Source organism: Paenibacillus sp. Soil750 (assembly GCF_001428045.1).
In the GTDB taxonomy this organism is placed as follows: domain Bacteria; phylum Bacillota; class Bacilli; order Paenibacillales; family NBRC-103111; genus Paenibacillus_E; species Paenibacillus_E allorhizoplanae.
In genome coordinates, this window is the sequence record NZ_LMSD01000040.1 from 385,572 (window position 1) to 411,238 (window position 25,667).

The window sequence follows — 25,667 nt, forward strand, 5'->3', positions numbered from 1 at the left end:
ATTTAAGACGGTTACTAGGAATTTTTAACAATTTTGATTTTGGGGAGGAAATGAAGTTTGGCGTTTGAAGTTCAAAATTTAAATGTTAAAGTTTAAACTTTAGTGGTTAAATCGTACACTTTGAACTTTATGTAAGTGTGTTAACAGTCACTCGCTTGCCTACCTGCTGACATTTAAGATTCGCTAAAGGTTGCCGCACTAAAATAGTTTTATGACCCGAAGAGGAGTGATTATCATTTTCCGTCAGCGAAAAAAAACCAAAATTATCACCATCATAGCTATATGTCTACTTATTATCGCTGCGATTCTTTATTGGCTTGCTAATCGTTATTTATTCGAACACGTTGAGGTTGTCGTCGCCCCGAATAACGTTGTAACGCAAGATTTGCCCGTGAAACAAGCAGCGTCACAACCGCAATACGATGACTGGAATTATAAGGACGACAACCAGACGATTAGCATCAAACAAGTGCAAACGGGCTCCGGAGCTGATGCGATCACCTATTTCGTTGCTGATGTGAAGTTCAACAATAGCACGAACCTGCTCACAGCATTCGCTAAAAATGCCTTCGGCACAAACATCATCGAAAACACTTCGACGATTGCTGCAAGTAACAACGCCGTATTCGCGATCAACGGCGACTATTACGGATTTCGTAACGACGGCGTCATCATTCGAGGCGGTACCGTTTACCGCGATGAACCTGCACGTGATGGCCTCGCCTTACTCAGCAACGGTACTTTGCAAGCTTATAACGAAGAGGAGATCTCTTCAGATGATTTACTCGCTAAGGGAACAACAAACACCTTTTCCTTCGGCCCTACCCTCGTCAAAGATGGCAAGATAGCCGGAGATTTCTCCGCCGTACAAATTGATAAAAACTTTGGAAACCGATCGATTCAAGATGCCAATCCGCGCACCGGCTTTGGGATGATCTCGCCGAATCACTTCGTGTTTGTCGTGGTCGACGGACGAAAAACCAACTATAGCCGTGGCATGACGTTAACTGAATTCGCGAATCTTTTCCATGAACTCGGCGCTACCGAAGCTTATAATCTCGATGGCGGCGGCTCTTCCACGATGTATTTTATGGGCAGAGTCGTTAATAATCCGCTTGGCAAAGGCAATGAACGAGGCGTAAGCGACATTATCTATATTCCTAAATCTTAGTAAGGAGGACTGATACCATGACCATCCTCATCCCCTCCTACGAGCCGGACGAAAGGTTAATTTCTCTTATCCATCATCTAAAAGAAGTTAGCGACGATTCGATCCTTGTCGTTGACGATGGCAGCGGTGAAGAATACCGCGGTATTTTTGATTCAGCGAAGCAAGCAGGTTGTACCGTGCTCACGCACAAGATGAACCAAGGGAAAGGCAGCGCATTGAAGACGGGCTTTGACTATGTGCGACAGCAAGGTGGAAGTGATGGCGTTGTTTGCGCCGACAGTGATGGACAGCATCTGCCCGAAGATATTCTAAGACTCACGAAAGTCGTTCGCGAGCACCGTAATCATATCGTACTGGGCAGCAGACAATTCACGGGCAAAGTCCCCTTGCGCAGCCGCATCGGGAATTCGGCGACGAGGCTGGTTTATTCTCTGGCGACGGGTAAACCCATACAAGATACGCAAACTGGCCTGCGGGGGTATTCCTCCGAGATGTTGGATTGGCTATGCCAAATTCCAGGCAATCGCTTCGAGTATGAAATGAATATGCTTCTCGAGGCACCTCATGTAGGATACGACTTGGTCGAGGTACCGATCGACACCATCTATCTGGACGACAATAAATCTTCGCATTTTCGTCCACTCGCCGATTCTGCTAGAGTTTACTTTCCTTTCCTGAAATTTTGTGCGTCTTCGGGATTCGCCGCAATCTTGGATTTCATACTGCTGTTCTTGTTGCAAGGAATGACCTCCAATTTGCTCGTATCCATCATTGGATCCCGACTGTTCAGTTCCATATTCAATTACACCATGAATCGCAAATTTGTTTTTGGCAAAAGGAACGGAACGGCTATCCGCAAATCGTTGCCCCGGTATTTCTCTCTCGTTGTCCTTATCATGTTTTTGAATTACGGGTTCATGTACCTTTTTCACGAGAGCATAGGCATACCGCTCATAGCTGCAAAGCTAATAACGGAATCCCTCTTATTTTCGTTCAGCTATTGGGCACAGCGAAAGATCGTATATTGACATGCAAAGAGCTCAATGGAAATAAAAAATGGACTCTAGAAAATCTAGAGTCCATTTGATTAAAGCTATGATTAACCACGAAGTAATTGAAGAACACCTTGAGGCTGTTGATTCGCTTGAGCAAGCATAGCTTGTGCAGCTTGTGCAAGGATACTAGCTTTAGATTGGTTCATCATTTCTTTCGCCATGTCTACGTCACGGATACGGGATTCAGCAGCCGTCAAGTTCTCGGAAGATGTATTCAAGTTGTTGATTGTATGTTCCAAACGGTTTTGGTAAGCACCTAAGCTTGCACGTTGTGTAGATACTGCGTTAATCGCATCATCCAATACACTAATAGCTGCAGTAGCTTTTTCAGTGGAGGAAATATCCAAAGCGAACTCAGTATTCGTGTTGCTAGTCCCGTCTGTTACTGTTGAAATTGCTGTGTAGGATGCTGTTTTGCCATCGCTAGCTGTTACAGTTCCTGTAGCAGAATCACTGATGTTTAATGCCTGGCTACGCATATCAGATACGCCAACAGCAATTGTTTGCTCAGCATTTGCGCCTACTTGGAAACGCAAACCTTTGTCTGCAGTAGCAGCGCCAGCAGTGCTAGTTGCATTGGTTACATCTAGTTTCAATGTTTTTGCCAAGTCACCAGCTGAAATGCTTACACTTCCAGCAGCTCCGTTAGTACCGGAAGTGATTTGGAATGCTCCGTCTGTGAAGTTAACAGATGCATTAGCAAGTGCTCCACCAGCTGCACGAATTTGTGATTGAAGATCAGATGCTAGACCACCTGTTGTGTAGTTTTGAGCAGCAAGTGTAATGTTAACAGCAGTTCCATCAATTGTGATTGTTCCTGTGTTGTTAGCATTGCTTCCTTGCGTGTTCGTTGTGGAAGTTAAGCCTAAAGCGTTAGCTGCAGAACCTGTAACTGAAGTAATGCTGCTTTCGGAGCCAGACAAGCCGTTTGTGAAAGTCAATTTATTACTTGCATCGAAGGAAGCAACAACGTTACCTGCTCCAAACGCAGTGTTCAATTTTCCGTTCAGATCAGCTAGTAAGCTAGTTTTGTCACCAGCGTTAGTGAAATCATACGTTGCATCAGACAACGTAATGCTCTTGCTAACACCATTTGCAGTAATATTCAGCGCATTGTTACTGCTTGAAACGCCTGCTGTAAAGGAATCCGCAGGAGCTGCTTTCAGAAGAGCTGCCGCCCCACCGCCATCGATAGTTATTGTGTCGGATGCATTTTTAGCTGCGAAGACTACTTTATTGCTTGCATCAAAACTTGCATTGATGTTGCCTGCTCCGAAAGCTGTATCCAATTTGGATTGAATGTCAGCAAGGAAATCAGTCGCACTGTCATCTCCGCCAGCACTATAGTCAGCTGTATCGAGAGTAACTGTTTTGGATACGCCATTGTACGTTACATCCAGCTTGTTGGATTCTGTTCCTTGTGCGCTGCCGCTCAAGCCTAGAGCTGCTGCTGCTGTACCACCGATGTTGTCGATAGTGCTCGCAGTACCCGTTGTATTGTCAGTTAACACCAATTTACCACTGCTAAATGATGCGGCAACATTACCTGCACCAAATGCAGCATCTAATTTCGCATTGATATCTGTTACGAAGCTAGTTTGCTGACCAGCATTGGTAAGGTCTGTATAGTTGCCTGACAATGTGATTGTTTTGTTCGTACCATTTACAGACAAGGACAATTGGTTGTTGGCAGTTGGTGTGCTAGCAGTCAATGAGTCAGCCGCGCTGTTTTTAACCACTTTATCTAGCAAACCGCCACTGTCAAGTGACAACGTGTCACCAGCATTTTGTGTTGTGAATTTAATATTCTTGCTTGCATCTAGGGAAGCAGTAACTTTACCTGCACCATAAGCTGTTGTCAGCTTAGCGTTAAGATCCGTTAAGAAGTCTGCTGTTGTTTTACCTGCAGTGCCATCATAATCGTTTACCGCCATTGTAATGGTTTTTTGTACGCCGCCATACGTTAATGTTAAGGAGTTGTTTTCAGTACCTTGCGTAAGTGCTGCAGTATCCAACCCAAGTGCAGCTGCTCCGTTACCCGTAATGCTGGTAATTGTGCTTCCTGAACCTGTCGCTCCATCAGTCAACTTCAATTTACCTGCTCCATCAAATGATCCAACAACGCTACCCGCTCCGAATTGAGCGTCCAATTTTGCGTTAAGATCAGCCAAGAACGCTGTTTTACCTGCGCCTGCCGTTAAATCATAACCAGCAGATGCCAACGTAATATTTTTAGTGGTACCATTTACAGTCAAAGATAACGTGTCATTTTGCACATAATCAGTTGTTGCTGGGATACCACCAAGGTGTGATGTTAGGTTACCACCATCAATGCTGAAATCTTGGCTTGCACCTGTATAACCAAACTCTATTTTTCCACTTGTTGCGTTATAGCTTACAGTAACATCAGGATCGGCTACTTGCATTGCAGTTTGAAGATCAGCTACGAAATCATTAACGCCATCTCCAGCCAGTGCTCCATCATAGTTTTTAACAGTCAAAGTGACAGTATGCGAGGTTCCATTCGATGTAAATGTAAGCTCGTTGTCCGCAGCGGTAACATTTGGACCTACAACTTCACCAGGTGCAGCACCGGCCACTGTATACCCGGTTGCTCCAACTGCTTCTTGGTGTACGGTAGAAGAGACTTTGAAATTAGAGTTCCCCGTTAGAACTGTAGAACCAACTGCAGTTGCACCAGTCGTCGCAAGGTTAGGCCCTACTGCAGTAGCATAGTCATTGGTACCTGTAACTGAAGGAGCAAATGCGCCAACGTTTTGTGCAGTTAGAGCCGCGCCTGTAAGAACAGCTTTCGTCTCACCAACGTTTGGTCCGGAGTTGTTAGTACCTGGCGTAGTAAATGCTTTAGTACCCGTTACTGTTGGTCCGCCTACAGCAGAAATTTGTGTGGAAGTACTAGTAAGAGCAGTACCTTTTGCTGTAGCTTGCGTAGCAGCAGCTAGAATGTCAATGTTACCGGAGGAAAGTTGTCCACCTTTAACATTAGCTGTAACAGCTGGTGTTACGTTGATTTTTCCGTTAAGCAATTTAAGATTATTGAACTCAGTTGTGTTACCGATACGGTTGATTTCTGAAGTCAATTGGTTTACTTCGGATTGAATCGCATCACGGTCATTCGCTGTGTTCGTACCGTTAGCTGCTTGAACAGATAGCTCACGCATACGTTGAAGAATGTCGTGAGTTTCGCTAAGTGCGCCCTCAGCTGTTTGAATCAAAGAGATGCCATCTTGCGCGTTACGGGAAGCTTGATCTAAACCGCGGATTTGACCGCGCATTTTTTCGGAGATTGCTAGACCTGCTGCGTCATCACCTGCACGGTTGATGCGAAGACCGGAAGACAATTTCTCGATAGATTTGCTTTGGTTCGCTGTGTTCGTGCTCAACTGACGGTGCGTGTTTGTTGCTGTAATGTTGTGATTAATTCTCATAATAGACTACCTCCATGTGGGTTTTTGAATACACATCCGTTTGCATTCATTAAAGCTTTGGGACACGTTCCGACAATTGCTCGTTGAATTGCGCGCTTATCCAACATCAATCGTAAGATCCGTAACCCTGCTCATCCCTGATCCACACCACTCGGCCTTGAATGGAAGGTAATCTTATTCGTTATCTATATGTTTATTTTTCATTTCCTCTTCAACCAATTCCCCACGAACAATTGAAATATCCCGCGGTGCATCGATCGCCAGACGTAAATGTCCTTCTTCACTTTTGATAACTTTCACCGTAATCTTGCCGTCAATCAACACATATTCTCCAGGTCTTCTTCCTAAAACCAACATCCATCTCATCTCCCTATGAGTTAGTATGAAAAAAAAAAGATGAGCAAACGACTCGATGTCTGTCTTCATCCTGAAGATCGACAATCGAGCTATTTGCTCATCCGTAAGTCACTCTATGCTATTGGTCTTGCATCTAAATCTCTATTCCTATATCTAAAAAAACACAAAAAGACGAGTAAATTCACATAGCTACTTTTCAGTCAACCTGAAAAATGCCATGCTCATTCACTCGTCCTTGAGTGGATATGATATCCTTTACCTGATATATCGGCGGTACATGTTTAAATGTGAATACCTTTTTAAAAATAAATTCTATAAATCGACATCTAATTCCGTTGGAACTTCTATTTCGCACTTCATGTCGAATAGAATTAAATACAACTTTCGTTATACCCCATATCGTAACGTCATCTTTAAGCCTTCTTTTGTATCCTATCAACTCTCTCGATTGACACCAAAAACCTAGGACTTATGCCCTATTCCGCTGCCATAATTATTATTTTTGATCTGTTATAACTTTCGTCTGATTACTTTTTCAGGGTAACAAACTAAGATAATACTCATAACCGATACTCGTTGAGTCTCATGGGTAAATATGATTAAGGAGTGCACACTATGCTGGTTGTAGGAAGAAAGCCGGGTCAATACATCGTGATTGATGAGAAGATCATAGTAAGAGTGATTAAAAGTGATGAGGGTCACTTACGTCTAGCCATTGAAGCACCTCAAGACATCCAAATCATTCGTGGGGAATTGCTTCAAAAGGAAATCACACAATTAGTTCAATAGTTGAAGCTCTCTTGCTTTGGAGATGGCTTGTACCCTTCGATTTACTTCCAGCTTTCCATAGATGTTGAAAGCGTGGCTTTTTACCGTTCCTTCCGTAATCTCTAACTGTACAGCTACTTCCTTATTAGACAAGCCTTCTGCCATTAAACGAAGAATTTCTATTTCTCGATTCGAAAGTGATTCAACTAATGTGGGTGAAACTTTGACTTCGCTACTTTTTACATCCTCAACGGAATTGATCCTTATATAGGACATTCGCGAAAAAATCATTTCTAATACTTCCAAACGATCTGAGGTAAATGCATCAGCTGTTAGATTATTTTCCATGTATAAGATGCCATCTCGGTGATCTGTATATCGAAAAGGTAAACATAAAATTGATTTAGGTCGGTTCTGCCGAATATAAGGATCTGTTATGAATATACTTTGACGAGCGTCGCCAAGAATGAGCGTTTCCCTTGTTCGCATCACGAATTGTGCCACCGATGTTGCAAAGTGGGCTCTGGTATCTCCAGGGCTCTCTTTATTGTGGTTGCTTTCCTTTTCAGCCTCTACAGTCCACATACCCTCACTTCCTAATATGATACAGCCCCTTTCAGCGCCAACATTATATATGGCCAAATTAAGAAAATCATTCAGCAACTCCTTCTCCGCTTTACCCTTTGAAACAATCTTTGAAGCTTGTCGGAGCGTATCCATATCTAATTCGCTATTAAGGCCATTATTAACCCTTTTATCAACTGCCGCGGTTTCTTTCACCGCATGGTAGCCATGATCATCGGACGGGTCCATCTCATTAAAGATGAGGATCATCAGTGACGGATTGCGATCCTGCAAACTTTTCACCTTCCCAAAAGCCCCCCATTTGTAGTAGGCCTTACAGGCGTCCTGAAGGTAAGTTTCCGCCTTTATATGGTTACCTAACTGTTGGTAATAGTGAGCAACCCTTTCATACACAATCGCTTCATCCTGTGGACATTCGTTCTTTTGTGCCCATTGAATAGCTTGATCATACATGGTGGCTGCTTTAGTAAATTCTTGATCCAAAATAGCTAATTCTGCAAGCATCGTCCAATATCTAGATAATGTGCTTTCCGGAACGAGCTTCGTCCATTGCTTCATTCGAGCCAACAATTGATTAAGAATTTTTCGATACTGACATTTCAAACGATGCGTTGCACTTGGATATATAGCAATAATCGATAATGCATAATAGAAACAGTGTTTCTGCTTGATTGGCACTAGCACTGCTGCCTCGAGACCCTTCGATTGTTCAGCTATCGCCAATGCTTCCGAGTAATGTCCATATATGTATGAGACCTCAAGCTTACAAGTGTAATAGTAATACAAATTGACATTGTGCTGAGCGACCAAGAATTCTTCCTGCTTCAGTTGGCTCTCGTCAAAATAACCTTTGTTGAAACACAAGTGGTTGGAATTCGTCGTATTTTGTAAAAGATCAACGTATTGCATGGTTTGATTCAGAACTCTCAACGTCAATTTATCCAAAACTCGGGCAGATTTTTCGGCATTCGATTTACATATATGATCTAAGTGCCGCAAATTCTTGCTGCCCGCAATTAATTGGCAGGATAGGGCATGTCCGGCATAAAGTAAATCACCGCCTTCCAAGCTTAACTGTCCCGCTTTTTGAAAGTAAGAACCTGATTCCTGAGGTCGCACAAATTGTAAAATCAGCCCGACAATAACTTGAATTTTCCCTTGAAGCAGGAGACTGTCCGTTTTCTCGGAATAGTGTAGCGCGATCTCGGCTAGACGTAAAGCAGTTCTATAACTTTTAAATCCGAAAGCCAGCGTAATGGCATACGAACCAAGCGCAATGGCCAACGCTTCAGCGTGCCCCTGATCCAAGGACATTCGTACGTATCTTGCAAATAAAATGACGGCCAGTTCATCATTTGCAACAAATAAAATCGACGATGAGACCATAACTATTTCCGCTAATGCTTTATGCAATGGGTCATGGCTCTGTGGTAAGTCCTTTAAATGACTACGCTTTCCTGCAAGCATGACTTGCGTATAGATAATTTCCCCCATAATGGATAGACAAGTGGATTTGGACGGAGTATGAAGTCCAAACTCAGCCATTGCTTTTAAAGCAATGTCGCTTGCTTGTCCTACTTTTTTTTCAAATGCATACATCGTAATCTGGATAACATAAATCTTGGCTCTATCCAAAACATCATTTACATGTTGCAATAACTGCTCGAGAACGGATTCCGCTTGTTTAAAGTAACCGCAGAAATACTGGCATTCCGAGCATTCAATTAAAAGTTGGGCGTATAGATCAAAGTGCTGGGACCACCCTTCGGCTGCAATTAATTGAGACCCCTTCTCCAATAGTTCCAATGCCTGGCCATAGGCTGCAGATGCTTTAGCCTTTCTCCCTGCTCGTAAACATAGCTCGGCTAACCTTTCAATTTCTACCGGGTCCGTTATAAGCTCGCTGCCTAAATTTAGATGATGTACAATCTCAAACAGATGCTCGTCCCACGGTTCAGATTGAAAATAACAGAGCATCAAGTGGCCTATTTTCAAATGAACCTGCGCTTTCTCTTCTATCGGTATGTAATCGTAGGCTACCCTCTGCACCTGATCATGTAAGAACACATAGCGATCCTTTTCAATTAATACCAAGCCTGCACTTAGCGCTGGCACTAAATCCTGTTCCGTTTGTTCCGTCTCCTGCCCACATAGCATGGACAACATGTGAATTTCGAAAGAGTTTCCAATACAACCAGCTAAATGCAGTACTTCACGAGTTTCATATGGAAGCGTGTCAAACCTCCCCACGATTAAGCTACTAACATCTTGAAAGCCGTCACACTTTCTAATCTCTTGGATATGCCATTCCCATCTCTTCTGGTCCAAATCGAAATAGATTAACTTTTTCTCATAAAAAATTTGCAGTATTTGCTTTAAATAAAAGGGGTTTCCGGCTGTTTTTTGATACAGGATTTTCGCCAACGGCATAATCCTGCTTTGATCGGCATGAAGCGAATCGCCTACATATTGTATTACGCTTAGATAGCTTAGTGCCTCAAGGTTGATGGAGCGAATAGATATATCTCTTATTGGTGAAAGGTCAGAAAACATGCCAACTAATTCATGTTCTTCATCGACTTCACGATTTCGAAATGTCCCGATGAGGAAAAGATACTTATTTGAAGGATCGATCATTAAAACCCGAAGCAAATTAATCGAGGCTGAGTCGGCCCCTTGCAAATTATCCAACCAAATCACCAAAGGATGATCCTTATTTGCAAAGACCTTAATCAAATTGCAAAAAAGCGTTTGAAATCGGTTTGTTGATTCTACTGGAGGCAGTGCCTCAACCTGAGGTTGTTCCCCTATAATTAAGGCTAGTTCGGCAATCACTTCAATAAGAACAATGCCACATTGTCCTATGGCCTCTATTATCTTTTGTCGCCATAAGGAAATATGATCTTCATCTTCTGTAAGTATCTTCCTTATTAAATCACGGAACGCTGCAATAAGTGATGCGTACGGGATGGATGGATGTAGTGGGTCAAACTTACCTGAAATAAAATACCCCTTATTATGCATAACCGACGTTTGAACGGCTTGAACTAACGTCGTTTTACCACTTCCAGCATGACCACCGATGAACAAGATCTCCTTAGAACCCGAACAGGCTCGTTCATAAGCGTCTTGCAGCTCCTGCAGCTCTTTTTCTCGGCTATAGAGCTTATCCGGTAACCGAAATTGGCTTAGTTTATCTACTACTCCTAGTGGAAATGGCTCAATCATTCCATTCTGCCTTAACTGGTCCGAACATTTTCGCAGGTCATCCAGAAGTCCATATGCGCTTTGATAACGCCTCCCCGCTGTTTTGGAAAGTAGCTTCATGATGAGTTCGCTTAACATTGGTGGAATTCCCTGTTTAACTACACTTGGAGGCAATGGAAGCAACGCCATGTGGGCATGAATCCATTCGTTAGCCGTATTCGCTTTAAAAGGTAGCTCTCCAGTCAGCAATTCATAAAAAATCACACCTAACGCATACAAATCGCTGCGTTGATCAATCTTCCACTTCATGCGACCCGTCTGCTCTGGTGACATATAAGCAAACACTTTGATAAGGTCCTCATTTTGTTCCAACGTTAGCACATCAATTCGGTGTGAGCTGGATTGGGAAATCAGTTTTAGCGCTAATCGACCGTCTTTGGATTGGATGGAAATATTGTCAGGGTTTAGATTGTGCAAAACGACACCGCTACTATGTAACTGTCTAATCCATTCCACCAATTCCAAAGCTACGTATAAAAAAAACCAAAGATCGGATGAATTCTTTTGTATATATGAGCTTAATGTCATCTCGTTGTGATTTTCCAAGCTCTATCCCCCCATGCGGATAAACCTATACTTTGTGCGTAGGCACATTACTGGTAAACCCTACTACCTGTAAAACAAATGATGATTGATCAACTACAAATATCCCTCCCTATTTACTCGCCTTTTAACGAAAGTATAGCACGAAATATGTCGATATAGTAGGACTTTTGTCATGGTAATTTGTACCCAGTTATTTGCATTCTTTTGCTCAATATGCAATCACTCTTTTATATTTTTCGTTGACAACCTGGTAAAGGATATTTATATTTGATACTGATAATTATTATCAATTAATTACAGTATTCCTAGTTAGCACTACAAAAAACATGAAAAAAGGACGGGCTACAAAAATGAATGCAAAACAAAAATTTTCTTTTAAAACGTTAGTTATTTCAGCCGCTATTATTTAGAACACCCAAGGTTTTATCTTACTTATGTGTCGTATGAGCTAACGTGGCAAGCATGATAGCCATATTTAAAAAGGATGAAACATCAAGAATACGTGCATTCATCCAGTCCAATACCGCTTCTATTCAATACCATGCTCTCCCTCTTCTATACGCCGCCATCTTATTCAAAAAGTTCCTCTTAGTTTATCATTGCTTCTACTGGACAACGAAGATATAAAATTACCTCGGGCGATCCTCTCCGTATAACTTATTCATATGCTCAATATGAGCTGCACCCCAATCGTTCAAAGGCTGTAGGACTTTACTTAAGCCCTTGCCGTAATCCGATATTGAATATTCTACTTTAGGAGGAACTTGGTTATACACCTCACGATGTACGATATCGTTATAAGCAAGTTCTCTTAATTGTTGGGTTAGCATCTTTTTATTGATATCCGGTATGCCACAATCGTTCTTCTCGGCGCCCTATTCCATGTTTCTCGAAAGGAATTTCGAGAAATCGGCGTGAACATTGTGTTCTTCGCGTTAGCTGCATTTATTGCGATTTGTCGGTTTTAAGCCGATACCTATCCAAAGAAAAAACCTCTATGTGGACGACTGTAACACAGGCCGGATTCATCTGTTCGGTTTTCTCTACTTTTTCTGCTGATAACGAAGCAAAAAGAAAGAGACCGTCAACGATCAACGATCTCTTTCATATGGGTTCTCTAGGATTCGTAACTAAGGTTAAGCTAATAACTTATTCTAACCGTTCGCGTTTTGTCCTCATAGTCTACCTTAGCCCCAAGCACTTCAGATAGCAGTCTCACTGGGATAATTGTAGAATCATTGTCCAAAATAGCTGGCGAATCCGTCACAACTTCTACACCATTTAGCGCATAAGCACTTTTGGTCGTAAAGAGGGTGATGGTTCTACCTTGTTTCGTGTATATAGCTGCCTTCAGTTTATCGTCCCATTCTACGGATGCCCCGAGTGCCCCTGCTAAGTCTCTTATCCAAAGGTAGGAGCTTCCTTCTTTAATGATAGGCTTTTGCTTCATCGGCACTTTAACATCATCCAAGATGAATTTATTATCTGCTAGTCCAAAAGAAACCACATGCTGCAACTTGCCAGGTTGGTTCATATTCTTCAAATACGCGGTAGAATCGTTATGCAATTTACTTTTCCCTACATACGCAATAGGTTCCGTACGGAAATCCCATTTCTTTTCATAAATCTTGGGTTGATTATCTTCAATGACGGACAATTTAACGTATGCCGTATAGACTGTATCTGGGGAGAGTGGCTTGCTCGGAATTAACATAACCTCACTCTGTAGATGATCATCGTCTAGCGGCGTATTCAGCAATAGATCCAGCTCCTTGCCCGTACTGTCCGTCAGCTTGGATTCTACTAATTTGACATCTCTAACAAATCTACCAGATAGCTGCGCCATGATGGGATAACCGACAGGGTACTTGGTACCCGCATGGTTTCGTATCGGGTCTGGTGATTCATGACCATCAAAACCAATTGGAACATAGGGATCGCCCGGAGCTGGAGAAACGACTAATCGCGAGTTCCATTCATTCGTTAATCCAAATTCAATAACCGTGTAATCCCCTTGTTTATCAAGACCAATTTCTATGGCATCTAGTGTTAAGAACGGCGTACGGTGATAAGGAGCATCGAAAAGGCCATCAATTGCTTGTGTGATCGTTGCTTGCGAGTTTCCATTATAAGATACATCCTCTGAGAAATTACCGGCATACGATGCGTACATACCGCGCTCATACAACTTACTTCCGATATAGCCGGGGAGCTTACTATTTTCTTCGTGCATGGATACCCCCGATTCACTGACCTTGTTCGTTTCTAAATACTGAGCATGCAGTTTGGCCGCATACGTAAGGTTCTTATTGAAGGTAAGGGGATTCAAGCCATGCATAACCCTGTAATCGTTGATCGCCTTGATACCTTCTAATTGCTGGGCCGTAGGTGCCCCAGGCAGCTCAGAAATGGCTTTCTCGTCAACACGAAATGTCCAACTCTTCTCGAGCGGCAAATAGCCATCATCCTTAAGCTCCAATATGATATTAACGGTATGCTCTCCCGCTTTTAAATCCGCCGTTGGCGTATAAGACAGGATCATTCTACCAATGTCCCATTGAGCATCTACTTTGACTTGGTCGATTTTCATCGTATAGCTTTTGAACTCGGGTGTGATATCGCTTTTTACAAATTCAAACACGATCGTTGGCTTCATCAATCCAACTTTTCCTTGTGGATACCAATAGGAAGAATAAGATGCCGCCTCCACTTGTGGCTGAGCCATACACAATCCCGAAACTGCAATAAAGAGACCAAGCAACACTTTTAAAAGCATATTTCGATATACCATAGATGTGTTCCCCCTGCATAATAGACCTGACAAATATTAACATTCTATATTTTTCGACCGGATTCCTTCTTTTTTGCAATGAAAAAGTAGATATCTCACATGCACTGTGAAATACCTACTTTAATTTACACGTATCTCTTAAGACTCATATTGACCTTTAATTACAAAAAATGATCCTCGAATCGTTCCAGCTAGTTTGGACTTCTGTCTAGCAAACTTAAATTTCGGTTCTAACTCCTTGGGAATCTCCATCCCCTCAGAAAGCTTAAACCCAACGGCCCGCTTCTTAGGGTCATCCACCGTATACATGACATTAACGCTAAGACCATCCTCATAAAAAACGTAGGTAAACTGGATGTTTTCCACTTGAAAACGCGAGGTTTCTAGCGGTTTAGCCGCGAACGCAATATCACGTTCTTTCAAGATTTGGTTCACATAATCAAGGTTCTCCTGACTTTCGCTTGCGGGTACAACCGTAAATTCATGTTTGTATTTATTCATAAAGTAACGGGCTTCATTCGCACGTAAACCAGCAAGCGCTTCTACTACAGGTGAAGACTCTAAACCTACCGTGGACACATTTTTAAAATCAACGACATACGACATTTACATCCCTCGTTTTCTATCACTAATTCCTATTATTATACCAAAAATGAATTCAATATAAACGTTTGCGTTTGCGAAATGATCCACTAGACCCGATCCCGTTTGGGACTGAGTCATCTCCGTCTTACCTACATTTATAATAAAGCTCTCCGCCGCTGTAACGATTACTTTTGAGAATCAAGAATAAACATAGATGCATCTTGTCCCATGAATATGTTGCTTTCCTGATGAAAAGTTTTCGATTGAATATTCTTGTAACCTATCTTAGTCATGATGTCCGTTAGCTTCTCTTGATTAAATCCGTTATGAACCATATCGGAAACTACTTTTTCGTTTTTATCAAAATCCACGATTAGTAAATGTCCGCCTTCATTGAGAACTTCAAATAATCTGGATAAAACGAATTCTACATCCGGAATATGGAGTAGGACTTGCGCCATAAAAATGTAATCGGCATGCAAATCCGATAGACCTTCCTTTTCAAAATCAAAACATAATGTATCTGCATGCTGAATATGTAAATCAGAAATTTTCTGCTTTAGTTGCGTAATCATGTTGGGTGAAGTATCCAGAAACAGCATCGAGTTAAACTCGTTTAATAGACTCAATCCGACTAGACCAGTTCCACATCCAAAATCAATCGCATTCTTACGATTTGCGTCAACGACATATTCACGAATGGCATCCGAGGATACCTTAGCAATTTGAATTCTTTCAGGCGTGTCGTATACATTAGCTATCATTTCAAACTTATCCGTATTTCCCATTAATATCTCTCCTATCCTCACGGCAAAAATACAAAAGGAGCTGGCCGCGGCAAGCTCCTTCAATTATACCATTTTACATACCCTTCTTGTGTAACTCACCTGAAGGTCGCGCCCATCTGCGGTATTTCCGGTAGCCTCGCCGAACTAAGTGCAGCAAGAACTCTGGAAGCGGCATCCTGCGCAGCCATGGGAAATAAAAGCGATCGTAGGCGCGCTTCAAATCGTCCCACATCGTGCAATCGTCCTCTTTCAAGAAGTCCGATACGTCAACGACCAAGCCTCGACCGTCCAGCTGCATCACATTCTTGCCATGTACATCATGTGGTGTCAGTCCTCGGCTTACCGCGTATTTCAGCGCTTCATCGATATCGTTCAGCACCTGACGCTTAATCGGGATGCCGCGCAACAAACTTTGATACAGCGTGACACCCGTTAATCGACGCAGCACAAGATACGTATCACCCGCATGCAGACATTCGGAATAAGCTGGGTGCTTACCCAACCGTCGATATATTTCTTTCTCATCCTCTATGCCCGGCCGTCCCGGCGCGTATACCTTTACCACCATATCCGGATAGCTTGGATGCATCAGCACGGCCGCGTAATTTCCCGCTCCAACTAGCTGCCACGGCTTAGGGACATGATAAACAACGATCGGGTCATAGGGTCGCTCACTGGCAATCTGCAAATCCGGAAGCAATTGTCCTTCAATTACTTCAATCCAGTGTTTCCGCACGCACCTGTCACCCCCATCTCTTATTTGGTGGTATTATATAAAACTATGAAGCAATATGCTAGAAGAAAATTATCAAGCATGCCCTCAACGCCCGATCAGGCCGTATAGCATAAGCTTATACAATTCACCGACTTTTTCCTTATATTCGGAAGCAGTTACCCATTGACTCTGCATGCCACCTACGGCCTGTAGAAACTCCAACACGGTCTCTGTAGAAATGGAAGCATCGATTGCCCCTTCCTCCCTACCGCTATCTATGAATGCGCCTAGTATATCCATCCGAATCTCGCCCGAGCTTTTGCTGAATAGTTCGACAAACACCTGATCGTCTATCGCTTCCTTGGAGAAATACTGCTCCATTAGTTTATTCGGCATCTCGGCACAAAGCGCCACAGCCTGCATCAGCTTCTCTTTGAAGCCAATACCCTCGTTCAGCAAACGATCCACTGCTTGTGTCGTTTCCCGCAATAGGATCCGCGCGCATTCCTTAACCAATCCCTCTTTGCTTCCAAAATAATTGTAAATCGACACAGAAGACACTCCCGAGGTGGCTGCCAACTCATTAATGCTGACATTCGTGTAACCTTTCTCTCGGAATAGCTCGAGCGCCGATTGGATAATCGCCTCTTTCTTCTGATTCGTTCTGATTTCGTATTTGTTCACACGGATACCCCTTTTAACAATGATACATGTATTATCTCACAAATTGATAAGTTTTTAAACGTAATGAAACATATTTAAAAACTTATTGACTTACTGCGACGCCTCAAGATATATTTGTTTTTAAATACATGCATTAAAATTTAAAAACTATTCAAGGAGCCTACCTATGAAAATATTAATGTTTGGTCGCGGCTTTATTTCTGCACAGTACGGATGGGCATTTGAAAAAGCGGGACACGAAGTGGAGTTTTATGTTCGACCAGGGCGAAAAGAGCAATTCGGTCCTTTTATCGATTTAGATATTCTGGATGGCCGAACAAGCTTTAAAGGCGTTCCTGTTAAGGAAGAATGGCCGATTCGGATGCGTGAGGAGCTTACACCTGATCATGACTATGACCTAATCGTACTCAGCGTCAACCATAATCAGTTTGAGGATGTAGTGAAAGTCATTGGTCCACATGTAGGGAAAGCAACCATCCTACTTTTCAATAATGTCTGGCAGGATCTACCTATCTTTGCAAAGGGCCTGCCTATGGACCAGATCATTTGGGGCTTCCCTGGCGGTGGCGGGGGGTTTAGCAGCCATAATAAGTTAGAAGGCGGCTTTATGAAATCGATCTATTTGCAAACCGAAGCAACCGCGGCTTCTGCAACGAGGCATCAACGTGTCGTGGAGCTTTTCCGGCAGGCGGGATTTTCGTTTTCCTGGCAAAAAGATATACGCGTCTGGTATTGGTTCCATTTCATTTTGAATGCAGGAATGGCAGCTCAGGCGTTGAAAGAAGGCAGTTATAGCAACCTGTATCAATCTCCAAAAAAAGTTGCCAATGCGATATTGCTCATGCGCGAGATGCTTCCACTAATCACAGCTAAAGGAGGTATAATCGGTCTAGGCACTGCACTCGCGATGCGACTCCCCGCCGGTTTGATCGGTTATGCCGCTTTCAAATTATTGAAAGGCAACTCCGTACCCGCGGCCATCATGGACAGAATGGAGCGCACAGCCTACATCTCACGCGAATCATTCGCTCACTTCCCTAATGATGTTCTGGTTGAAGCACGCAAGCTCGGTGTATCGCTTCCGCGGCTGGAGGCTATGGAGGGGCATTTCAAATAAGTAAACTTTACACAACAGGCTGACGATTCGGTGCCAAGGCACTTCGAAAAGTCGGTCTTTTTGTTGATGTATTTTGTACAGTTAACTGGCACGATATAATACTCCTCAAATCTCATCGCGTCAAGAGATAATGTGCGAATATGCGACATAACGGAGGATCCCCCCTTATACTTTCGAAATATGAATGTATTTCCGCGAATGAAGAGTGATTTCCCTTTTTCCAATTCATCCGGTTTCAAGTAAAATTTGTTTCAGGTCATTGGGGAAATAAGAAATATACACACCAAGGATAGAAATGGAGGCGCTGCATGAACAGCGTGGACAAAATTAGATTCGTGCTCCTTTATGGTGAAGAACCTGAAGTAACTTGTTACGGGTACATGGAGTTGGATCAGGATGGTCATGTGCTCGCGCTCTACAATAGGCATGGCGAGGAATTAGACATGTTTGGTGGACATGAATTTATCAGGGTACGGACGCTAGGCAAGTTCGATGACGAAGACCGCGATAATTTTTATTCCTTGTTAGAAAGTGATGGTGTTGGATAATCTGCACGATATGAAAAAATAAAAAGACCCTACTTAGGGTCTTGGGATTGTGAAGATGAAGTAATTACGATCCTCAAACTTTATTTTTTCAAAGCCCGATCATACGCTTTTTTGTAAATGTCCACCATTTTATCAACGCCTAGCGCTTTCATGTCGCTCACATATTTCGGCCAATCTTCCAGACTGCGCTCACCAACAATGAACTTGGAGATATTCTCATCGCGTTTCTTCATAATGGTATCCCCGGAAAGAGAGAGGGTTTCCATCTCTGCGCTTGTGAAAGCCGGGCGCGGCTGCTGCAGACTATCATATTTCGGCGCTTCTTGATAAGCCTTCTGGAGCTCTGGCGAAGACAGGGAAAGATGAGCATCATAATCGAACCACGCATAGGTGCCATCCGTAGAAATACCAGTTTTCTTTCTCATGTCCGCTACATCCGCATATTTCTCAATGAACTGCTTCTTGCCATTTTCCGTTTTGTACGTGACGCCTTCTTTCCCCCAGCTGGCCAGCGTTTTACCTTCCTCACTGTAGAAGAAATCCATGAACTTCATAATCTCTTTGATTTTTTTCGAAGATGTTGCAATCATGAAGCCTTCGTCCAAATACTGCGTGAACGCATTTTTGGCAGGCGCACCTGCAAATCCGGTCGGCGCTCCCATGAAAGCCAGATTAAATTCCGGTTTATCTTTGCGCAATGCCGAGTTAAAGAAGTCAATCCGTCCGATGTAATCGACGGTAACGAAGGCTCGTTCCGTAGACATCAGGTCCTGCCATAGCTTCGTATCTGCAGACAAGAAATCAGGCGGAATGAGGCCTTCTTTATAAAATTTATTTAAATACACAATCATTTGCTTGTAATTGTCTTCCAGCGGACCATAGCGCCATTCTTTTTTATCAAAATCATAGTACACATCCGAACCCGTGCCAAAGGCTGGAGCAAAATTCAAGAGACGCTGCAAGCCGTTTCGGAATGAAAGCGGATAGCTCTTTGGATAAGCTTCTTTTATCTTCTTAAGCGCTGCATACAAGTCATCCCACGTTTTTGGCTCGGAAATCCCCAACTTCTTAAACACATCATCGCGATACATCCATATCATGCGATTCGTTTCCCCGATTCCCGCATTCGGGAACATATACATTTTGCCATCTGATGAAATCGTATTTTGCGTATCAACAGGATACTTTTCCATCCATTTCTTCAAGTTCGGCATCTCGTTGACATAGTCCAAAATATTCACTAGCGCACCTTGCTGTCCGTACTTATCTGCCAGCTTTTTGTCCTGCGTCATCATCATATCCGGCAAATTACCTGAGGCAATTGTAACGCTTAGCGCGTCATCCAGCTTTCCGGACGGCAGCTGCACATTCAGGGAGACGCCTGTTTTCTCTTCGATTAATTTCCAGGAAATATTGTCTTTATTATAAGGCCAGCTTGGATTCGAATAATTGAGCACGTTAAAGGTTTGTTTGACCACTTGCGCAGGAGCTGAAGCTGTTGTCCCCGTACTGGCAGAAGGCGCTGCCGTCGATGTCTCGTTCGTACTCGTCGAACAACCGGCGATTGCCGTCATAGATAGTCCCAAAGCTAAACAAATTGACAACCCTTTTACTGTTTTATTCATAGAACCCATCTCCCTTTTCATTTGTTTAGACCCACAGCCTTTTTATTACTGAATATGAACTAACCTTTCACCGAACCGATCATCACCCCCTTGACGAAGTATTTTTGCAGAAACGGATACACAAGGAGGATCGGTACGGTGGAAACAAGGATCGTTGTAAATTTCAAGGCATCATCAACGACCAAATTATCGCCGCCTACGCTGGACACGTTCGCTGAGTTGATCTGCCCTTGCAAGACGATATTGCGTAGAACAACTTGCAGGGGGAACATATCCTGATTGCGCAGGTAGAGTAAGGCGGAATAAAAGTTATTCCAGATGCCAACGGCATAGAAAAGTCCGATGGTGGCAAGTACCGCTTTGGAAAGCGGCAGCACGAGCCGAAAGAAAATGCCGATATCTGTCAATCCGTCCATTTTACCCGATTCCTCTAACTCTTTGGGCATTGCGGAGAAAAAAGTTCGCATCACAATGAGATTCCACGTACTGACAGCCGTTGGTAACACCATAGACCACAGGCTATCTACCAAGCCATAGCTTTTGACCACCAGGAAAGTCGGAATCATACCACCGCTGAAAAACATCGTAAACACAATAAGCAGTGTAAACAGCTTGTGATGCGGCAGCTCTTTCTTGGAGATCGCGAACGCACCCATAGCTGTCATAATTAGCGAGACCAAGGTCCCCACTAGTACATATCGAATGGTATTGATATAGGCGGAGGAAATACGCGGATCGTGTAAGACGATTTTGTACATTTCCACGTTGAATCCTTTTGGCCAAAGCGTAATCTCGCCTTTCAAAATGTGCGTACTATCGCTGAACGAGACCGCCAACATATAAACAAAGGGGTACAGCGTTGCAGCAACCACCCCAAACAGCACAAGGATGATCAGTAGGTCAGCCACACCAAATTTCGTTTTCATAAAGCGTACCTCCTTTCTACCACAAGCTGGTCTCGCCGACTCTTCGGCTGATCCAGTTGGCCGAGTATATGAAGACTAAACTGACGATCCCTGTAAAAAAGTCAATCGCCGTCGCATAGCTGTAATTGCCCTGACCAATCCCCGTGCGGTACACATAAGTGCTGATAATATCAGCCGTTTCATAGATGGCGGGATTATAGAGCAGAAACACTTTTTCGAAACCGATATCGAGAACGTGCCCGACATTTAGAATAAAGACGATGACGATAGCCGGTGTAATGCCCGGGAGTGTGACATTCGCTATTTTCCTCCACCTGCTCGCACCATCCATTTCCGCCGCTTCATACAACTGAGGATCAATCGACGTCAAAGCTGCCAGATAAATGATGGTCTCCCAGCCGACATGCTGCCAAATTTCCGAAATCACATAGACCGAGCGGAACATCCCGGGCATCACCATGAAGTTAATCGGCTCAAAGCCGAAGACTTGAATCAGGTGGTTGACGATCCCACTGGAAGGCGAAAGGAACATGAGTACCATGCTCGCTGCCACCACATTGGATATGAAATGAGGCAAATAACTGACCGTTTGTACAAATCGTTTGAAGAACGCGTGCCTCGCTTCATTTAGGAGCAGCGCCAGTAGAATCGGTGCAAGAAAGCCAAAGATTAGCCTGTAGATCCCGAGCATAAACGTGTTGTAGATGAGCTTAAAGAAGTCGGGATTTTCCCAAAACAGCTTATAATACTTGAATCCGACCCATTCACTTGCCCAGACACCCTTAAACAAATTGTAGTTTTTTAAAGAAATGACTAATCCGAACATAGGAACGTACTTAAAAAGTAAATAAAACAACAAGGTAGGAAGGAAGAGGAGAAATAAGTATTTTCCTCGTTTCCACTGCTTCAGATAGGTACTTCTTTTCGACCGGAGATTCGTTTGCGAAACAGACGTCTGTGTCGTGGCGGCCGATGGGTTCGTACGCAATAGTCATCTCTCCTTTTTCTCAATGTGGGTTGCCCCCTCGGTTATGAAGGCTCTGTATCGACAAGCCCATCGTATCGGAAAAACACCATGCCGACTATCCACTTCCTCATCGACTCATTCGCAAATTTCTCTAAATCGAGAATAATAATAAGAATCGTAAAAATTCATATAAGGAATTGTAAATTTTTTCTCACACCATGAATTTCACCATGCTATAATTTCCACATACTACTGGCTAGCGAAAGGAGACGACCATGCAAACCACCTATGTCCCTAGAAAAAGATACAGCAGTTCCTTGTTCTACCGACTATTGATCAGTTTCATTATCATCATTTTGCTGCTCGTATCCTTTAATGTAGCCTCCTTTACCTTCTTTCGAAGCAGTATTCGCGAAGAAATTATTAAGAACAGCTCTCTGAATCTCGAGACGACCGTAGCCAGCTATGAAAAAAACATTTCGTTAATTAAAAGCCTGCTGGTCAGCCTATACTTCAACACCCATACCGAAGCTCTTAAAAACAATCCGCAGAAGCTCGACTTTTATGTTTCGAGTCAGGTTCAACGCGAGCTGCAAAATGTGTTAGCGAACAATCAGCTTTCTTTATATAACATCATCTATTACTTTCCGAACCGTGACTTTGTTATCGATAAAGATGGCTCCCGAGATGCGCAAATGATGTTCAGCAAATTTTATACGTCCCCCATTTATCCAGAGCAGTTCTGGTCAACGGAAACCGCAAAATCTTCGCTCTCCTTCCGGGTGTACCCTTCTGCGGAATTCCAAGAAAGTACAAGCTTCTCTACTAGAAGCTTTGGGAAGTTTAATCCCGTTCTTTTCAAAAGCGCCGCTACGGACGGCTTCGCCATTATAGCCTTGCTAGACAGTGATCAAATGTTTGATGCCTTCAGCCATTTCCAAGCAGACTCCGGCTTCTACATTCTGGATGATGCTGGGGGTACAACGTACTCCGTATCCAGTCGGAAGGATCCACTGCAATTGAAGCCGCATACTGACAGCTCCGGCTATTATTTGGAAGGCACCAATTATTATTTCTACAAACAAGGTGCAGTGACCGGAAACACCTATGTGCTGATCGTGCCTTTCGCTACCATTTCCGAGCAGTTCTTCAAACTCAATGTGTTTATGATTGGGCTGATCTTTCTTTCTATAATCATCGGAGTCAGCATTTCAATTCTCTTTGCCAAACGGTTTAACAACCCGCTCACCACCATCATCAGTTCCATTCAACAGATGGATCGTCACCAAAGCGCTCCCTTTGTCAGTCCCATTCGCGAGTTCAATGTCATTAGCCAGAAGCTGCATGATTTATTTCTGACCAATGAAACGATTAACCGTGACTTACTAAGCAAAAATTCCCTGCTCAAGCACTACGCCTACTTAAATAAGGTGAAAATGATTCACACCGATATTGAGGACGCGAAAATATCCATTGATTCCGAAAAACCTTATGTCATCGTTCTCTACCAGCTCATGTATATCGACAACCAGTTAGCTGCCATGGACATGGATCCTAATCGCGCCTCATATTACATTAAGGAATTCGTTCAATCGCAGTTTATTCAGGCCTATAAAGATGCCTTGACCTTCCAAATTGAGAAGGATCAAATTCTAACGATTATTTTTACAAACGATTCCGAACTTTCCGTACTAGACAATCTACTGCTTGATATTAAAAAAATATTTGAACTGGATGCTTCCTATTGTTCCGTCACGATTGCCGTGAGTCCTGTCCATGACAATGCGTTTATTTTCAACGAAGCTTTTGAGAACACGCTGCTGTTAGCCAAACAACGGAAACTTGGGGAAGGTGTCCAAATCATTCGGGACAAGGAAACGCTACCTCCAGATCTCTGGTTCACACCGGCTAATATGAAAGAATTCACGGCGAATTTGACTTCCGGTAACCCCGCGATCACAATTCCTATCGTTTCAAAAACGTTAGAGCTCGCCGTCAAACGAGGCGCTTCCTACGCGCAAATTCATGACCTTGCCAAGGAAATCGTCAACTTGATTATTAAAACGCTCTATTCCAGCCATAATCCGATCTCCTTGCTGGATGATAAGAGGAGCCCTGCGGATATTCTCAGGAATTGCCGCACGCTAGAACAATTTCAGCAGTTTTTCAAGGAAATCCTGACACAGTCCGCCTCCGATATTCGTCAGAAGAAAGAAGCGACCGACCACATTACCAGTTTCGTAACGAACTACGTCAATGAGCATTTCGGCAGCGATCTATCGCTGGACTTGTTAGCGGATAAGCTCAACATTACAGGCGCCTATCTGTCGACGTATTTTAAAGAAAAGACCGACATTAATTTTAGCGATTATGTCAATACGGTGCGCATGAATAAAGCGATGGAGCTGCTGGAGAAGACGGATCTCAAAATTCAGGACGTCTCTACGCTTGTCGGCTATTACACGATTGCTTCCTTCAACCGCATGTTTAAAAAGCATACGGGCATTACGCCCAGCGAGTTCAGGCGAGCTCGTATGAACTAAAAAAGGACGATCCTGACCAAATTACTTTGGAGGATCGTCCTTATTAATTTCTAAGCTGCCTTATGCGCAGCTATCACTTAATTGGTCATCGCGCTGTAATGCGCAGCCAACTGGGTAGGCGTCAGCTCATAATCGTACACAGCAACTTTGCCGATTGCACCTTGGAAGTACGATGCGAGATCTCGCGTGGCGATGCGCATCGGAGCCGTGCCGTTTCCGGGTACGATACTGTAGTCAGACAGCTTGTCTTGATCACGTAGGACGCCGTTTTTAAACACCTTGGTGTAACCCGTTGTGTATGTTGAGTTCGTATTTACGGTATTAATCACTAAGGTGTAGTGAATCCATTGACCGGCGGTCACCGTATCCTGGAAGTAGGAGCCTGCGCCTAAGCCGCCGCTCAAATTAAACGAATACCCGCTGATGCGGTTTGGACGGTTTTCGGTGTTTGTCTGATTGTACATTCTAGCCACCCAAGAATGCTGCCCGGATGTCCCCTTGCCCATCCAATGCACATACCCACTACTCTCATAGTTTGTAAATTGTAGCGTATCCGGCCGCATCCAGGCTTCGACGGTTAAGATCCCTGTGCGCGTAACCTCCAGATAATCATTATCAGGAATTGTAAAATATTGATTCGTTCCGTTGAATACCGGAGCTGCATCCCCATTTGGCATCGTCGTGTTCGTCGGGCTTCCAGTAAACGTACCGTTCAAACCGTTCCCCGATTGATCAGCCGTTACCGCGGAGGATAAGGGCCAATATCCAACGGGGTTGTCAGCCAGTACGGCCGTATCGTAGGTGGAGGTTGCATGGACGAATGAAGATACATTGAAACAGGCCGAAAGTAGGAAAGCTGTCATCAAAGAAACCGCAAGCTTGGACATACGAATTGATAAAGCGTTACTCATTGTCAATCGTCTCCTCTCCTATTGGCAAATCACTTGCTTGGTTGCACCTGCGCTAGTTTTACCAGTTTCGCTTAACTCTATCGTTAGTCGTTCCACTTCCCTCCCTTCTCCGTCGTTATTTTCATCTTATCGGGAAGGGGCTTACTTCAAAATGGCTTGGTTTTGGGATGATGATGAAATCTTACTCCAGCCAAACAATTCGTCATAATCAATAAAAATGCGAAGCATGGACACGCTAGTCCGACCATAAATAAAAAAGTCTGATTGAA

General features: G+C 43.4%; 19 protein-coding genes and 1 pseudogene. 6 read left to right on the top strand and 14 right to left on the bottom strand.

Annotation, left to right across the window (positions count from 1 at the left end; genetic code table 11):
* The first annotated feature begins 226 nt into the window (after nt 1-226).
* Entirely contained in the window at nt 227-1,171 is a 945-nt protein-coding gene (locus ASL11_RS29115) for a phosphodiester glycosidase family protein (RefSeq protein WP_235550610.1), read from the top strand.
* 17 nt (nt 1,172-1,188) lie between these two features.
* Complete coding sequence (locus ASL11_RS29120) at nt 1,189-2,199, top strand: bifunctional glycosyltransferase family 2/GtrA family protein (RefSeq protein WP_056622535.1); 1,011 nt, start codon at nt 1,189-1,191, stop codon at nt 2,197-2,199.
* A gap of 71 nt (nt 2,200-2,270) precedes the next feature.
* Here ASL11_RS29120 and ASL11_RS38060 read toward each other — a convergent pair whose 3' ends face one another.
* The 3 genes and pseudogenes from ASL11_RS38060 to ASL11_RS29130 all read right to left on the bottom strand — a co-directional run bounded on the left by ASL11_RS38060 (nt 2,271) and on the right by ASL11_RS29130 (nt 6,032).
* Nucleotides 2,271-4,652, bottom strand: coding sequence for a flagellin (locus ASL11_RS38060; protein ID WP_442953104.1), 2,382 nt, complete (start codon nt 4,650-4,652; stop codon nt 2,271-2,273).
* Nucleotides 4,653-5,260: 608 nt separating this feature from the next.
* Nucleotides 5,261-5,675: pseudogene (locus tag ASL11_RS38265) on the bottom strand (flagellin N-terminal helical domain-containing protein); the annotation flags it as partial.
* A 174-nt stretch (nt 5,676-5,849) separates the two neighbouring features.
* The gene (locus ASL11_RS29130; protein ID WP_056622538.1) at nt 5,850-6,032 is read right to left on the bottom strand and encodes a carbon storage regulator; all 183 of its coding nucleotides are present in this window, start codon (nt 6,030-6,032) and stop codon (nt 5,850-5,852) included.
* 615 nt (nt 6,033-6,647) lie between these two features.
* Between ASL11_RS29130 and ASL11_RS29135 the strand changes: the two genes are divergently transcribed.
* Nucleotides 6,648-6,821 (top strand): carbon storage regulator, encoded by a 174-nt coding sequence (locus ASL11_RS29135; protein ID WP_056622540.1) that lies wholly within the window; start codon nt 6,648-6,650, stop codon nt 6,819-6,821.
* Here ASL11_RS29135 and ASL11_RS29140 read toward each other — a convergent pair.
* The 7 genes from ASL11_RS29140 to ASL11_RS29165 form a co-directional block, all read right to left on the bottom strand.
* Nucleotides 6,810-11,198, bottom strand: a complete 4,389-nt coding sequence (locus ASL11_RS29140; RefSeq protein ID WP_056622542.1) for an AAA family ATPase — start codon at nt 11,196-11,198, stop codon at nt 6,810-6,812. The genes ASL11_RS29135 and ASL11_RS29140 overlap by 12 nt on opposite strands.
* Before the next feature lie 629 nt (nt 11,199-11,827).
* On the bottom strand, nt 11,828-12,049 hold the full coding sequence (locus ASL11_RS36070; RefSeq protein ID WP_442953105.1) for a winged helix-turn-helix transcriptional regulator: 222 nt from the start codon (nt 12,047-12,049) through the stop codon (nt 11,828-11,830).
* A 290-nt stretch (nt 12,050-12,339) separates the two neighbouring features.
* Complete coding sequence (locus ASL11_RS29145) at nt 12,340-13,989, bottom strand: stalk domain-containing protein (RefSeq protein WP_056622544.1); 1,650 nt, start codon at nt 13,987-13,989, stop codon at nt 12,340-12,342.
* A 138-nt stretch (nt 13,990-14,127) separates the two neighbouring features.
* Complete coding sequence (locus ASL11_RS29150; protein WP_056622546.1) at nt 14,128-14,595, bottom strand: hypothetical protein; 468 nt, start codon at nt 14,593-14,595, stop codon at nt 14,128-14,130.
* 164 nt (nt 14,596-14,759) lie between these two features.
* Entirely contained in the window at nt 14,760-15,362 is a 603-nt protein-coding gene (locus tag ASL11_RS29155; protein WP_056622548.1) for a class I SAM-dependent methyltransferase, read from the bottom strand.
* Nucleotides 15,363-15,435: 73 nt separating this feature from the next.
* Entirely contained in the window at nt 15,436-16,098 is a 663-nt protein-coding gene (locus tag ASL11_RS29160; RefSeq protein ID WP_056622550.1) for a hypothetical protein, read from the bottom strand.
* An 84-nt stretch (nt 16,099-16,182) separates the two neighbouring features.
* Nucleotides 16,183-16,761 carry a TetR/AcrR family transcriptional regulator gene (locus ASL11_RS29165; RefSeq protein ID WP_056622551.1) on the bottom strand — a complete coding sequence of 193 codons (579 nt, stop codon included), beginning with the start codon at nt 16,759-16,761 and terminating at the stop codon, nt 16,183-16,185.
* Nucleotides 16,762-16,927: 166 nt separating this feature from the next.
* Between ASL11_RS29165 and ASL11_RS29170 the strand changes: the two genes are divergently transcribed.
* The gene (locus ASL11_RS29170; RefSeq protein ID WP_056622553.1) at nt 16,928-17,878 is read left to right on the top strand and encodes a ketopantoate reductase family protein; all 951 of its coding nucleotides are present in this window, start codon (nt 16,928-16,930) and stop codon (nt 17,876-17,878) included.
* Between the two features lie 308 nt (nt 17,879-18,186).
* The gene (locus ASL11_RS29175) at nt 18,187-18,426 is read left to right on the top strand and encodes a hypothetical protein (protein ID WP_056622555.1); all 240 of its coding nucleotides are present in this window, start codon (nt 18,187-18,189) and stop codon (nt 18,424-18,426) included.
* A gap of 80 nt (nt 18,427-18,506) precedes the next feature.
* Here the strand turns inward: ASL11_RS29175 and ASL11_RS29180 are convergent, their stop codons facing one another.
* The 3 genes from ASL11_RS29180 to ASL11_RS29190 are packed head-to-tail and all read right to left on the bottom strand — an operon-like array spanning nt 18,507 to nt 21,887.
* On the bottom strand, nt 18,507-20,051 hold the full coding sequence (locus ASL11_RS29180) for an extracellular solute-binding protein (protein ID WP_056622557.1): 1,545 nt from the start codon (nt 20,049-20,051) through the stop codon (nt 18,507-18,509).
* Nucleotides 20,052-20,110: 59 nt separating this feature from the next.
* The gene (locus tag ASL11_RS29185; RefSeq protein WP_056622559.1) at nt 20,111-20,977 is read right to left on the bottom strand and encodes a carbohydrate ABC transporter permease; all 867 of its coding nucleotides are present in this window, start codon (nt 20,975-20,977) and stop codon (nt 20,111-20,113) included.
* A 16-nt stretch (nt 20,978-20,993) separates the two neighbouring features.
* A complete protein-coding gene (locus ASL11_RS29190; protein WP_056622822.1) occupies nt 20,994-21,887 on the bottom strand; it encodes an ABC transporter permease in 894 nt (297 codons plus the stop codon).
* Between the two features lie 332 nt (nt 21,888-22,219).
* On the opposite strand from ASL11_RS29190, the gene ASL11_RS29195 reads away from it, so the two are divergent.
* Nucleotides 22,220-24,487, top strand: a complete 2,268-nt coding sequence (locus tag ASL11_RS29195) for a helix-turn-helix domain-containing protein (RefSeq protein WP_056622561.1) — start codon at nt 22,220-22,222, stop codon at nt 24,485-24,487.
* A gap of 77 nt (nt 24,488-24,564) precedes the next feature.
* On the opposite strand, the gene ASL11_RS29200 is transcribed toward ASL11_RS29195, so the two are convergent.
* Nucleotides 24,565-25,398 (bottom strand): LamG-like jellyroll fold domain-containing protein, encoded by an 834-nt coding sequence (locus ASL11_RS29200; RefSeq protein WP_056622563.1) that lies wholly within the window; start codon nt 25,396-25,398, stop codon nt 24,565-24,567.
* Nucleotides 25,399-25,667: the final 269 nt, after the last annotated feature.